General features: G+C 59.1%; 6 protein-coding genes. 2 read left to right on the top strand and 4 right to left on the bottom strand.

Annotated elements, in window-relative coordinates; genetic code table 11:
• Window positions 1-486: 486 nt before the first annotated feature.
• From KB449_RS06895 to KB449_RS06905, 3 genes are all read right to left on the bottom strand, one after another.
• Window positions 487-8,493: an SdrD B-like domain-containing protein gene (locus KB449_RS06895; RefSeq protein WP_282907672.1), complete on the bottom strand. Its 8,007-nt coding sequence runs from the start codon at window positions 8,491-8,493 to the stop codon at window positions 487-489.
• A 3-nt stretch (window positions 8,494-8,496) separates the two neighbouring features.
• Entirely contained in the window at window positions 8,497-9,156 is a 660-nt protein-coding gene (locus KB449_RS06900; RefSeq protein ID WP_282907673.1) for a class D sortase, read from the bottom strand.
• A gap of 234 nt (window positions 9,157-9,390) precedes the next feature.
• A complete protein-coding gene (locus KB449_RS06905; RefSeq protein WP_282907674.1) occupies window positions 9,391-10,539 on the bottom strand; it encodes a response regulator in 1,149 nt (382 codons plus the stop codon).
• Between the two features lie 147 nt (window positions 10,540-10,686).
• On the opposite strand from KB449_RS06905, the gene KB449_RS06910 reads away from it, so the two are divergent.
• Window positions 10,687-11,709, top strand: coding sequence for an LLM class flavin-dependent oxidoreductase (locus KB449_RS06910; RefSeq protein ID WP_282907675.1), 1,023 nt, complete (start codon window positions 10,687-10,689; stop codon window positions 11,707-11,709).
• Window positions 11,710-12,029: 320 nt separating this feature from the next.
• On the top strand, window positions 12,030-13,454 hold the full coding sequence (gene glnA / locus KB449_RS06915; protein ID WP_282907676.1) for a type I glutamate--ammonia ligase: 1,425 nt from the start codon (window positions 12,030-12,032) through the stop codon (window positions 13,452-13,454).
• Window positions 13,455-13,506: 52 nt separating this feature from the next.
• On the opposite strand, the gene thpR is transcribed toward glnA, so the two are convergent.
• Window positions 13,507-14,142, bottom strand: a complete 636-nt coding sequence (thpR, locus tag KB449_RS06920) for an RNA 2',3'-cyclic phosphodiesterase (protein ID WP_282907677.1) — start codon at window positions 14,140-14,142, stop codon at window positions 13,507-13,509.
• Window positions 14,143-14,255: the final 113 nt, after the last annotated feature.

Here is a 14,255-nt window from a genome sequence, read left to right on the forward strand (position 1 = left end):
GTTCTATTTTGTATTAAAAGTTCGGAATTATTCTGGTAAAAAATGTTTATGAAATTGACTTCTCCTGCAGAAATTGCCATCCTGGGGCAGAGTTACACTGAAAAATCGCATAACTCTAAGTCGATAAGCGCATATGGGCGCTAACGCCGTATTTGCGGTGCCTCGGATTGTGTCGATAAGCGAAAAAAGGCATTAACGCCGCTTCCGCACCGCTTGGATAGGTGTCGATAAGTGCAAAAAGACATTAACGCCACTTTCGCACCGCTTGGATAGGTGTCGATAAGTGCAAAAAGACATTAACGCCACTTTCGCACCGCTTGGATAGGTGTCGATAAGTGCAAAAAGACATTAACGCCTTTCCCCCCCCCATACGTCGGACTGAAGCAATAAGATCAAAAGGGCGCTAACGCCGGCTGTCAGGAGCACAGACACGCACGAAAAAGTCCGCCAGCGCATCGCGCTGGCGGACTTTGCAATCAACACATTTTAAAGCGTACGCTTCGGCTTGCGGTTGCGAAGCCGGATAGCGAACAGGATGAGCGATGCTGCGATCAGGCCGTAGCCGATAAGCGGGTAGATCGGCGCAGTTTCGCCGGTCTTCGGCAGCTGGCCGCCGCCGTTAGCCGAGCCGGAGCCGGAAGCGCCTGAGGATGCGCCGTTCGAGCCGCCATCCGCGCCGCCGTCTTCGCTGCCGTTGTTCCCGCCCGCGTCTACGCCGCCCGAACCGTTGCCGCCGGTTCCGTCGGTACCGCCGGTGCTGCCGTTGCCTTGGCCAGGGTTATCCGAGCCAGGATTGTCGGTACCGCCGTTGTCGGTGCCTGTACCGGTGTCAGGCGTTTGCGGCTCACCCTTCTTGAGGACGAGACCCGCATCGACGGTCAGGTCGCTCGCGCCAGGCTGCAGCGAGATGACGCCCGTGCGTCCGTCAGGGCCGGCATCCGAATCGTTGTCGCCCTTCGAACCGGCGGCATGAACGGTTGTCCACGCATATCCGTTCGGAAGCTTGAAGCCGACTCGGTAAGCGCCAGGCGCAAGATCCTTGAACGCGTAGTAACCCGGTTTGCCGCCGGCGTCTTGGCCGGTCAGCTGCGTGGCGATCTCGTTGCCGTCGGCATCGTAGAGGGTTACCTCCACGTCGTTCAAGCCGACTTCGCCTGCATCCTGCTTGCCGTTCGCATTGCTGTCGATCCATACGTAATCGCCTATCGACGACAGCGGGATCAGGCCCGCGTCGATTGTCTTGTCATTCATGCCGGCGATCAGAGAGACGACCGGCGTCTTGCCAAGCGAGTCCGCGTTGGAATCCTTGCTTCGGTCCGTTCCTTGCGCAGGCTTCGTGAATTGATAGCCGGCCGGCAAGATGAATTTGACCGTATAATCTTCAGGATTCAAGCCTGTGAAAGCATAGTATCCAGGCTTGCCGTCAGCGTCGTTGGCCGTGACCTTCGTCGCGACGAGCGCGTTAAAGCGATTGTAGAGCTCGACGGTCACGCCGTTCAGACCCGTTTCGGAATCGTCCTGCAGACCATTGCCGTTCACGTCCAGCCACACGCGGTCGCCGAGAGCGGCAGGGATGATGGCCGGTACCGGATAGAAGCCGGCGTCGATATCGTCGCGGTACTCGCCAGGCGTCAGCGTGACGGCTGCCGTATCGCCTTCAAGTCCGGCATCGGAGTCGCGCGTGGCGTCCGGCGTAGCGCCTTTGCTCGTGAACAGCTGGCCGTCCGGAATGTAGAACTTGATTTTGTACGTATCCGGCATGAGGCCATCGAACTTATAATAGCCCGGCTTGCCGGCCAGATCGGCGGTCGTCGTCGTCTTCAGCACGTTGCCGAGGGCGTCGAGCAGCTCGACCTTAAGTCCGTTGCGTCCTTTCTCGTCGGGGCCTTGGATACCGTTGGAGTCCGCATCCTCCCAGACAAAGTCGCCGATCGCCGCCGGCAGGACGATGCCTGCGTCGATGCTCATGTCGTCCTGGCCGGCCGTCAGCGAGATCGGACCGGTCGTTCCCGACGCGTCGACATTGGAATCGTTATCGGTCGTGTAACCCGTGCCTGTAACGAGACTCTTCGTGAACATATAGCCAGCCGGCAGATCGAAGCGCACCTTGTAGCTGCCGGGGTACAGATTCGTAAACAGATAGTTGCCCGAGGCGTCCGTTACGGTCGTCACCGGCGCACCGCCGCTAAGGACAGGCGAACCGTCGCCTTGGAGCAGGCGGACGATTACGCCGGCTGCAGCCGAATCGGCAGGCTCTCCGTCCTGACGCCCGATGGCGCCGAGGTCCACCCACAGCTTGTCGCCCAGGTTGACGAGCTTGATAAGGCCTGCGTCAAGCGTCGTGTTGATATCGCCCGAGGACAGCGTCACGGATGCCGTGCGCCCGCCATCGCTTGCATTCGCATCGGAATCCGCAGTGTCAAGCGGCCCGGCATCCTGCGCCGTAAACACATAGCCGGCCGGCAGGTCGAAGGAAACCCGATAAGTTCCGGGAACCAGACGGTCGAACAAGTACTTCCCGTCCGCATCCGTCGTTGTCGTGACCGGCAAGCCGCCGCTCATCACAGGCGAACCGGCTCCGTCCAGCAAGCGGACGGTCACGCCCGCCACGCCTGTCTCGCCGGCATCTTGGATGCCGTTCAGATTGCGGTCCATCCAGACATAGTCGCCGAGCGCGGTCAGCTTGACGAGACCCGCGTCGGTGTCGACGTCGTTCTCTCCCGGGCTGAGCGAGACGATCGCCGAGTGTCCGGTGATCGGATCGGCATCCGAATCATTGCTGGCGGTGCTGCCCGTTGCATTCTTTTTCGCGAAAATATAGTCGGTCGGCAATTCGAACTGTACGATGTAGTCGCCGGGAACGAGCTTCGTGAACTTGTAGCGTCCGTTCAGATCGGTCGTCGTCGTGACGGGTACACCGCCCTTCAGGACCGGATTGCCGCTGCCGTCCAGCAGGTTGACCTTGGCGCCGGCAAAGCCGTTTTCGCCGACATCCTGAATGCCGTTGTCGTTCGCGTCGTGCCAGACGGTATCGCCGAGGGAAGCCAGCTCGACGAGCCCCGCGTCGATCGTCAGATCGTCCTGCTCGGAGACGAGCGTTATGGCATCGCTAAAGCCGAAGTTCGTGCCGGACACGTCGTCGTCCGCGTTGGAATCGATCTCGCGATTTGAGCCGGCCTGCGATTGCGTGAACATATAATCGTCGTTCGGCAGAATGAATTGCACGACATATTCGCCGGGCCACAGATTGGTAAACAGGTAAGAGCCGTCTGCGTCCGTTACTGCCGTCTTGATGACGGTCGTCAGATCGGCCGCATCGTACAGCTTGACGGTGACGCCTTCGACGCCGGGTTCGCCTGCGTCCTGAATGCCGTCGAAGTCCTTGTCGCTCCATACAAAGTTGCCGAGCGATACTCGGTCTACGATGCCGGCATCGATGTCGGTGCGCTGTTGTCCGATGGCGAGCGTCACCGTATCGGTAAGGCCAAGGTCCGCATCCGCGTTCGAGGCGTCCGAGTCAACCGCGCTTGTGCTTTGATGCTTGCCGGTAAATTTGAAGCCGGCAGGCAGCAGGCTGAACTTGACCTTGTAGTCGCCGGCGGACAAGTTAATGAATTTGTAGTTGCCGTTCGCATCCGTCGTTTGCGAAGCGACGGGATTGCCGTAAGCGTCGTTCGCAGGCGTCGTGCCGTCCGCCTCGAACAGCTCGACCTTGATGCCGCTCTTGCCCGGTTCGCCCGCATTCTGGATGCCGTCTCCGTTCAGATCGTGCCATACCAGGTCTCCGAGCGATGCAAGCGTGTGAATGCCCGCGTCGATCGTCATATCATGCTCGCCCGTGGACAGCGTCTTGTCCGCGAGACCGACGGAGCCGGTGCCTTGCTTGATCGCGTCCGAATCCTTTGCGTCGTCGCTGCCTTGATTAGGCTGTACGAACCAGTAGCCGGTCGGCAGCGTGAATTTAACCGTATAGCTTCCCGCATTGAGGTATTGGAACTTGTACAGTCCGTCGGCAGCCGTCGTTTGGGTGGAAATCGCCGTACCGTACGCGTCGGCCGTCACCGGATCTCCCGTGCCGTCCAGCAATTGTACTTGAACGCCGGCTACTCCCGTTTCTCCGGCATCCTGCACGCCGTCGCCGTTCGTATCCAGCCACACCTTGTCGCCAAGGGATGAGAGCTCGTACAGTCCCGCATCGATGTCCATATTGTCGACGGCATTCATGGCGATCGTGGCCGTCTTTGCTTTAGTCGCCGTAGGCAGCGCCGGCACGATCGCGTCGGAATCGCTGGCCGCGGTGCCCGCGCCATTGATCGTGAACAGGTAGCCGTTGCCCCGGACGAACTCGACTTTGTAATTGCCCGGATAAAGATTCGAGAATTTGTAGAGGCCGTCCACGGCGGTCGTCGCCGTGCGATAAACGGCAGTCGTCGAGTCGTCCTCGTAATACAGGTTGACGACAACGCCGCTCACGCCTGGCTCGCCGGCATCCTGCACGCCGTCTTGATCCTTGTCGTTCCACACGTAGTCGCCGAGCGCCACGAGCTTGACGAGGCCTGCATCGATTCGCATATCGCGGGCGCCAGGCGCCACTACGGTCAAGATCGTATCCGTTTGGCCGGACGTCTGCAGCGTCGGCTCGTTGTTGGCCGAGCGATTGACGTCGGAGTCCGAAGCTGCGCCTCCTTGACCCTTGCGCGTAAATCCGTAACCGGTCGGCAGGACGAATTCGACCTTGTACTTGCGCGGCAGCAAATGATCGAACAAATACTTGCCGTTCGAATCGGTCGTAGCCGTTACGAAATTGTCGTTACGGTCTTTGACCTGTGCGCCGGATTCGGTCAACAGACGGACGGTAACGCCCGACTTAGGAACATCGGTCGGATCTGTCCCCTGCTTGCCGTCGGCGTTGCCGTCGACCCATACTTCGTCGCCGAGCTCGACGGGAAGCACATAGCCCGCATCGATGGTCAGATTTTTCTCCCCGAGCCGCAGGTCGATCACGTCCGAAAATCCGAGCGGCTTCGCTTTGTCGGCCGTCGCTGCGCTGCCGAAGGTCGTAGCGCTCGCCAGATCATAAGCGTTGGAATCCTCGAATCGCTTGCTGCCCTTATCCTTATAAGTCAGCAGAATATCTTCGGCTGTTCCGTCGGAATCCGTATCGAACGCGTACTGGGAAGGGAACTTGACCTTGTACTTGCCCGGGAGCAGGTTGTCGAACAGATATTTGCCGTTCGCATCTGTCGTTTGCGTGCCCTGGGTAACCCAATTCGAGCCGATTTGCTTGAACAACTCGACCAGAACGCCGGACACGCCGTGTCCCGCTGCCGGTTCATTTTGCGTACCGGAGCCGTCAGCGTCGTACCATACATAGTCGCCGATTGCGCCGAGCGGAGGCTCGAGTCCCGCATCGATCGTGAGATCGTTTGCGGTCAAGTGTATCACGTCCGTAATGACGGTAGGCGACGTGTCCGACGAACCAACCACGCCAACATTGGAGTCTACGGCGTTGTTGCTGCCGGCTTCCTTTTGGGTCCATGCGGTAAAATGACGCGCTTCGTTCGTATAAGCGTCGGCACCGCTGCCGTATTTGTAATCCTCGGGCAGGGAGGTCGGCATCGTGAACTTCACTTTGTAGTCGCCGGCCGGCAGGTTCGGGAACAAGTAGTAGCCCGCCTTGCCGCTGGCGTCGGGACCGGTCACCGTGGTCACCGGGATATGAACGGTCGTGCCGTCGTCCTTGAAATCCTTCGTGAACGGCGTGTTGTCGGATTTCAACAGCTCGACCTTGACGCCGTTGACGCCCGGCTCTCCGGCATCCTGTATGCCGTCCTTATTAACGTCGGCCCAGACATAATCGCCAAGCGACAGGCCGGTAGGCGGATTGATATGCACGCCGACTTTTGGCGGCTCGGCCGGCTCGAGCTTGGAGCTCGTGCCTTTTTCCTGCGCCTGATGCGCAAAGGAGTTCCAGGCGATCCGGTCAACGGTCGTGCCGAGCGGCGCTTTCATCATCCAGACGATCGGATATTCCTGGCCGGGAGCGAGCGAGAACGCCGCCGCGAATTCGAACTTAAGCGCCGTGACGGTCGTCAGGTCGGCCGGCGGCGTCGCGCTCCAACCGGAGGCCGTGTTGATCTTGGCATGGACATCCGTACTGTAATAGACGGTGTAGTCCGCATTGGCGGCCAACGGCTCGGTCAGCACCGTGCCCCATTCGGATCCGCGCGAACCGAGAAGCGCGCCTTCGTCGCCTTGGCGGGGCAGCGTATCGACAACGACCACATGGTCGACGTCGAAGTTCGAGTTGTTTTTGACGGTCAGCTTGTAGTCGACCCGTCCGCCGGCAACCGTGTTGCCAAGCTGGTCGCAGGAGACATCGCCGAACGTACAGCCGGTCGGGAAGGTGCCGGCCTTCCAGTCGTCGTCCAATTCGCCGCGAACCCGCTTGTACGAGCCGAGCTCGGCTACTCGGTTGACGGTGACGTCGGCAGAGGAGCCGATGTAACGGTTGGTCGGACTGCCGTCGCCATCGTAATCGTTCGTATCCGTCTTGAGCGGATTGAAATAGTAGTCGTTTAGGTAAGCTTCGTTGTTGGACGTAACGCCCGCCTGATTCGTATAGGTCGTAGCCGGCGCGTATTCCGCGATTTTGGCTTTGACGCGAATCGTGAACGAGCTGTTTAATGGCATCTTGGTGCCGGGCGCGAATTTCCAGCGCAGCAGCGTTCTGTCGCCGCTTAGCGCCGTCGGCGTGGGGGCATCGAGCGCGAACGAAGCGGCAGAGAAGTTGGCGCTCGAATCCGAGATCGCCGCGGAGACGTATTCCAGTCCCTTCGGCAGCACATCGAATACGATCGGATCGTGGAACTCTGCGCTCGAGAACGAAGTATTCGATACTTTGAGATCGAATTCCGCGTAGCTGTCCGTCGTTGTATTAGAAGGGACGAACGGGCCGCTGCTCACAAGCGTCTTGTCGAGCCGCACGAGCGGCCGGTCCTGCCAGACGTAAACGTCGGCGCTGTCGCTGCCATGCTTCGGCGTGGAGTCGAACGTATAATCCAGGTTCGCCGTATTGCGAATATAATTGCCGTTCGTGATGGAAGATCCGCTTCTCAGCGTATACGTAAGGGTAAAATTCGTCGTCTGGCTGAACGAGACGGGAAGCGAACCCGCGAAGCGGAACTGAACGCCCATCACCCGATCTGCGCCCAGATTCAACGAAGAGGCGGAGAGCTTCTCGGAGGTCTCGGGGCTGACGGACTGCCAGTACACCCAGTCACCCGCGACGGGGCTTGCCTTCGTCGTGTAGTACACCGCATAGTTTACGCTGACTTCATGGAACGTCGCGGTGTCGATTTCCTTCAAATCGAGATTCACCGGATTGCCGCCCGAATCTTGCGTCGGTGTCATGTCGGCGATGACGGCATCCTCGAGCGTGCTGTTGGAGCGGTTGCTGAAGCCGCCGACATAGAACTTGACGTCCTGTCCGGGAGAAATTTCTTTTTGACGATCTTCCACGTTTTTATAGAAGCCGCCGGGGCCAGTGTCGATTTTCGTGTCGGTAAAGCCATGGCTGACATTGGCGCTAGTCGACAGCTGCGGCTTGCCCAGCGGGTTGTAGGTGACGTTCGCGATATTCGTCACGGTCGTCGACGTGTCTACGCTGCTTGCTGGATATCGTACGGTCACGTAATAGACCGCGTCGTCGGCAAGCGTACCTGCGGGGCTCCAGGTGACGACGCCGGTCGCGCCGGGCGCCGGCGCCGAGCTCGGCGTCGGATAGGCGGATACGAACTCGGCTTCGGCCGGCAGCGTATCCTTCAGCACGACATTTTCAATATCGAGCACGCCGATATCGGTGCCGGACTTCTTATTGTTGAACGTCAGCTTGTACTGGACTTGACCGTCTACGAGCGGCGTCGGAATCGGAGAGACCCGTTCCTTGACGAGCTCCCAGTCCGCGGCGGCTTGTGCCTTGACGGTTACGGGATTGGACGCTTCCAGTTCGACCGTCGGATTGCCGCCGGCGTCCGGTCCGTAGATCTTGGCGGTCGTCGTGGTCTCCGTGCCGTCGGGCGTCGTATGCGCGGTATAATGCGCGTTGATCTGCAGCATGTACGACGTGCCTGCGACCGGGCCGCCGGCGCTTGAATTTTTGAAGCTGAACTCAAGATTGTTCCCGACCTGCGTCATGCCGGAAAGAATGGATAGCGGGATATAGTTGTTGAATTCGACGCCTGCCGGAAGCGGCAGCACGAGCTTCAGCTTCTCGGTGTCGATCCCGCTGTCCACCAGATCGGAAAAGCTGAAATTGATCGTATAAATGAAGGTGCGTCCGGAATCGACGACCGGCACGTCGGTCGACATGCTCATCAGAATGCCGTTAGCGGCGTCGCTATCGGCGTTCGCATCCGGCTCCGGCAGCCAGGAGCGGCTCCACAGCAGTCCGAAGACAAGCGTAATGGCTAGAAAAGACTTAAAAATCTTCATTGCTTACAGGTCTCCTGTTCCATCTGAATTTTGGATTAATACGGCGTGGACAATAAGGCGATGCGTCGGATTTTTGCGCGGATGACAGGTGACCAGCGTCAGCTCGGAGACACCGTTCCCGGCGTCGTCCAGCACGGACAAATCGTTCGGTTCAACGATCTTGATGGTTGTAACCCGGTATGTAGAACGTCCGATCGAAGTGTCCACCTGCACGGTGTCCCCGACCGCTACTTCGCCGAGCCGGTTGAAGTGTCTGCCGCGGGTCAGGCTTCTGTGTCCCGCGAGGACGAAGTTGCCCGGTTCGCCGGGCAGCCTGTCCGGCACGACCGTCCCGGCGCCCCGCTTCAAGGCGGACGCGTCCGATCCGTAGACGATCGGCTCGCTGATGCCGATCCGGTCGATCGAGACCGTCCCGAGCACCTTGGCGCCGTCGATCTCCCGCCACTCGGGCAGCGGCATGACGGCTGCCGCCATATTCGTCGCGGCAGGGGAGGGCTGCGCAGCCGCCGCCTGGGAGCTCCATGCGGCGAGCAGACGCAGCTCGCGTTCGTCTTCACGGTGTTCGGCCAGGCGGGGATACAGCACGAGCGCGATGCCCGCAGCCAACAAAAGCAGCGCCGTCAGTGTCAGCGCGGGCCTGCCGCGCTTCGGTGTTCCTGTCAAATCAAACCGTTCCTCCTCCATTGCAGTCGAATTTCTATACTAGCAGCCAGTCTAAAGGACAAAACTCTACAAAAACTGAACAAGCTGCTTTCAAAAATTTCAAAAATCAAAAAAACCGGCAACGTCCTTTTTGAAAGGGCGTTGCCGGTTTTTCATGAACGAACGTATTTGGCGACGAATGAGAAGGTGAGCAGGACGGCAGTCAGAAAACGATCCCTGGCGTACGCATCGCCGTCATGGGTTAGGCGTCGAAGAAGAGTGATCAGGTCGACGGGCGGCGTACCAAGCCGCAATCTCTGCTGAAGGCGGGTGAGCATATTGGTCCTCGCTCATCTTGACGAGCAGCGCATACTGCTGGTCGACCATGCTGTTTTCCCCGAGCGCCGCGTGGAGCTTCATTATAAGGAAGTAAACCTCTTCGGAATACGGGAACCGCGACTGTACGCGGTAAAGCCAATCCAGGCCGTAGGCTGGCATGCCGTGCTCTTCGAGCAGGACGGCCAGCCGGAGCGCATATCTGTACCAAAGCACGCGCAGTCGCCGACGCTCCGTGTCGGCCCATTCGTAGTCTTGCTCCTCGAAGTAATCGCCGGTGAATGCCTCGAGCCAAGATTCGTAATATTGCAGCTCATTTTGTAGTGTCTCGTCGGCCGGCGGCATGCGCCGTTCCCAGTCGTCCACGTCGATGAGAATATCGTCGGTCATCAGCTCGTAGCCGGCTTTCGTATTCAGAATTCGAATGCCGAGGCCCGCCGACTCCATGGACTTGCGCAGCTGGTAAACCGTCGTGTAGAGGAGCGCATAGCTGCGATCGGGAGCAAGCTCCGGCCAGAGCAGCTCGATCAGCGTATCCTTTCGCGTCTGCTGCCCGCGTCTGTGAAGCAGGAAGGCGAACAGCTCTTGCGCCTTGTTCGTCCTCCAGGCGAGCTGCGACGGGACAGGTCCGTATTCGACGGACAAGCTGCGGAAGCAGCGGATGACCGTATGGACGCCGGACGGATCGGCGTTCGTCTGCGCCGGAAGGCCTGCCGTGCTCTCCAGCCGTTGAAGCGTCTGCGCGAGACGCGGCAGCAGCACCGGTTTGAGCAGGTAGTCCAGCGCGTTTACCTCGAATGCCTTGAGGGCGTATTCCTGATAGGCGGTCACGAACACGATCCGGGCGCCGGGGAGCGCCTCTTGGAAATGAAGGGAGGCTTCGAGTCCGTTCATGACAGGCATATCGATATCGAGAAAAATGACGTTCGGCTGAAGCGCATCGAGCGCGTCGAGCGCGTCTTTGGCGTTGCCGAATTTGCCGCAGATCTCGATGCCGCCTAGTTTTTTTAGCTGCCTTTCCATATCGTTCAATGCCAAGGGTTCGTCATCGACGATTATGCATTTCAAATCGATCCCGCCTCGTTCAAGTTCCGGCGCCGCCAGCGATCGCCATTTTTCTACATTATATCGAAGTCCGGGGGGAAATGGGGCTTGAAACCATAAATTCTGCGCTTCTGCCCGCCGGCGTACAATAAGTAACGAGGTGATGGACGAATGCTGAAGCTGGGCGTATTGGATCAATCTCCGGTTTTGAGCGGAGGGGACGCGGCACAAGCGCTGCGGGACACGGTCGAGCTGGCGAGGCTCGCCGAAGGGCTCGGCTATTCGCGCTTCTGGGTATCGGAGCACCACAATGCGACAGGACTCGCCGGTTCCTCTCCGGAAGTGCTGCTTGCCGCGCTCGGGGCGCGAACTTCGCATATTCGCATCGGTTCGGGCGGCGTCCTTCTGCCGCATTACAGTCCCTACAAGATTGCCGAAAATTTCAGGGTGCTCGAAGGCTTGTATCCGGGAAGAATCGATCTGGGCATCGGCCGGGCGCCGGGAGGCATGCCTCTCGTATCGCGTGCGATGGGCAGGGAGGCGGGCAAGGACAAAGAAGCGGGGTTCGTGAACTCGCTGCATGAGCTCGCAGCTTATCTCAATCTGGGACCGCCGCTGGGCGCCGGCCACCCGTTGGCCGGACTTACAGCTTCGCCGGCCGTCCAGACGCGGCCGGAGGCATGGCTGCTCGGCTCCAGCGGCCATAGCGCGCAGGTCGCTTCGGCGCTGGGCGCCGGCTTTGCATTTGCCCATTTTATTAATGGGCAGGGCGGGCAAGGCGCCGCGCGAGAGTACAGAAGGCGATTCAGGCCGGGACTGCTCGGCGCTTCGCCCCGTGTCGCGGTATGCGTATACGTCGTCTGCATGGAAGACGACAGCCAGGCGGAGCGGGAGGCGACCTCGCTCGACCTGCGGCTGCTGCTGAACGAAAAAGGCGAATTCGGCCGGCCGGTACCGAGCCGCGAAGAAGCGCGCGCTTACCCGTACAACGCGGCCGACCGGGCGAGGATCGCGGAGAACAGAAGCCGAATGGTCGTCGGCGGACCCGCACGCGTGAAGCAGATGCTGTACGCGCTCGCTGCAAGCTATGGCGCCGACGAGATCGTCGTCAATTGCATCACGGCGGACGCCGCGTCCCGATCCGCCAGTTTGGCGCGCGTCGCCGGCTTGATCCGCCAGCGGATCGCCAGGTAATTAACCGGCAGGCGGGAATTGGCGGAATGTGATAAGAATCGGGCGGAAGCCGGACGTTCGGCTTTTCGCGCGCCGGACGGATCGAGCGGTCCGAAGGCTTGCGCGCCGCCCGCCGGACGCGGGTTTTCCTTCCCGTAAGGGCGTGGTTTTTCGGTATGTCAAAAGTGTTAACATACCTCACACTTCCACAAAAAATACCTTACATAAGTATTGACGCTCTTCTATCAAAAAATTTATAATAGCGACAGAGTTCAGGTGAAAAGTTGAACGTTGTTTCGTTTCATAAGACCTAATGTTCGGAAATGGGGAGGAAATTCGAAATGTCTGCACAAAACGTTTTGGATCTCATCAAGGAAAAGAATATTGAGTTTGTTGATTTTCGTTTCGTCGATCTGAACGGCCGCGCCCACCACATTACGCTGCCGGCGACGGAAGTGGACGAAGATACTTTCGTTAACGGCGTAGCATTCGACGGTTCTTCGATCACCGGCTTCCGCGGCATCGAACAATCCGACATGGTCATGATGCCCGACACCGAATCGGTCTACGTGGATCCGTTCACCGCTCACGCGACCCTGATCGTCATGTCCAACATCTACACGCCGGACGGCGAACGTTACGACCGCGACCCGCGTTCGATCGCGCACAAAGCCGAAGAATTCCTGCAACAATCCGGCGTAGGCACGACTGCTTTCTTCGCGCCTGAATCCGAGTTCTTCATTTTCGACGACGTACGTTACGAGAGCACGATGAATTCTTCTTCCTTCTTCGTCGATTCCGAAGAAGCCGCATGGAATACCAACCGCAAGGAAGAGGGCGGCAACCTGGCGTTCAAAGTAGGCGTCAAGGGCGGTTACGTGCCGGTTGCTCCGGTCGACTCCCAGCAAGACATCCGCAGCGAGATGGTCCGCCTGATGCAGGATTCCGGCCTTCGCGTCGAGCGTCACCACCACGAAGTGGCGACGGCCGGCCAAGCGGAGATCAACTTCCGCTTCGATACGCTGACCAAGACTGCCGACAACCTGATGAAGTACAAATATATCGTACACAACGTTGCACGCCAATATGGCAAGGTCGCTACGTTCATGCCGAAGCCGCTGTTCGGCGACAACGGTTCGGGCATGCACGTGCACACGTCGATCTTCAACGAAGGCGAGCCGCTCTTCTACGAGAAGGGCGCATACGCGAACCTGAGCGAGCTTGCGCTGAACTACATCGGCGGCATCCTGTACCATGCGCCTGCGCTGATCGCGATCACGAATCCGTCCACGAACTCCTTCAAGCGTCTGGTTCCTGGCTACGAAGCGCCGGTTAACCTCGTATTCTCCGCCGGCAACCGTTCTGCAGCCGTCCGTATTCCGGTCGCTGCCGTTACGCCGAAGGGCTGCCGCATCGAGTTCCGTACGCCGGACTCCACGGCTAACCCATATCTGGCCTTCGCAGCCATGCTGATGGCAGGCTTGGACGGCATCAAGCGCAAGATCGACCCGAGCGCCCTGGGCTACGGTCCGTTCGACAAGAACATCTACGAGCTGTCCGACGAAGAGAAGGCAGAAATCCGCAGCGTACCGGGCAACCTGGACGAGGCGCTTGACGCCCTCGAAGCGGATTTCGAATTCCTGACCGAAGGCGGCGTCTTCACCAAGGAATTCATCGATAACTACGTCGACGTGAAGCGCGCCGAAGCAAAGGCTGTGGCAATCCGCATTCACCCGCACGAATACGGCCTCTACTTCGATTGCTAATCGATGCGTATTTTCGGAAAAGCTCCCGCAAGGGAGCTTTTCTTGCGTATGCTCAGCCTTTTTCGGCAAACGGAATCGTGTCGAGCGGTTCATAAGAGGGCGACCGACCGAGATGCGATCGAAATATCGTGATTGAGCTCGCGGGCCAGACGATATGCAAATTCTCTTCCTGAGCGGAGAAAGAACGCCATAGCTCCTGCAGCTTATCCTTGGTGCAAGAGCCCCCTTCGCAGCTTCGGGCGAGCGTAACATGCGGATGATAAGGCCTGTCCTCGGGCTCGTAGCCGATCCGCTCCCGCAAGCGTTCGCCAAGCAGGCGGTGCAGCTGGTGCAGCGGCGAGATTGCAGGATCCGCCTCCTGACTGGCGGCGACCGCATTGTCGTCGTTAGATTCTTCTACGCCGCACCAGAGCACGCGCGGCGCGGAGGCGGGGCCGAAGGTGCCCGGGACGGAGAGCGACAATCGGGGAGGACTCGTCTGCCCGGCGGCTTCCGTCGCTGCGAGCCGGATGTCGGACAGCTTGTTCTGCGGCGTATTGCCCAAGTAATGAAGCGTGATATGGTAATCCGCGGGATGCGTCCATTTTCGATAAGACAGTGCGGGCTTCATTCCTTGCGATATGCCGCCTAGCGCGCGTTCGATGGGCTGTGGGAGTGCAATTCCTAGGAAAAGACGAAGGTTTTCCATGATGGCCTCCTCATTCGTTCGGGAATTTTGTGTTTTGTCATCCTTTTGTCCTTTAAAGCGGTTGAACACGCCTGGCAGCTTTGTTATGATGTTTGAAGATGAAACGACTACAA

This window comes from Cohnella hashimotonis, assembly GCF_030014955.1.
Classification (GTDB): domain Bacteria; phylum Bacillota; class Bacilli; order Paenibacillales; family Paenibacillaceae; genus Cohnella; species Cohnella hashimotonis.

Bases quoted from the DNA above. Each gene is read 5' to 3' on its own strand.
- KB449_RS06910 (WP_282907675.1), top strand. From the start codon at position 10,687: ATGCTGAAGCTGGGCGTATTGGATCAATCTCCGGTTTTGAGCGGAGGG.
- KB449_RS06895 (WP_282907672.1), bottom strand. From the start codon at position 8,493: ATGAAGATTTTTAAGTCTTTTCTAGCCATTACGCTTGTCTTCGGACTG.
- glnA (WP_282907676.1), top strand. From the start codon at position 12,030: ATGTCTGCACAAAACGTTTTGGATCTCATCAAGGAAAAGAATATTGAG.
- thpR (WP_282907677.1), bottom strand. From the start codon at position 14,142: ATGGAAAACCTTCGTCTTTTCCTAGGAATTGCACTCCCACAGCCCATC.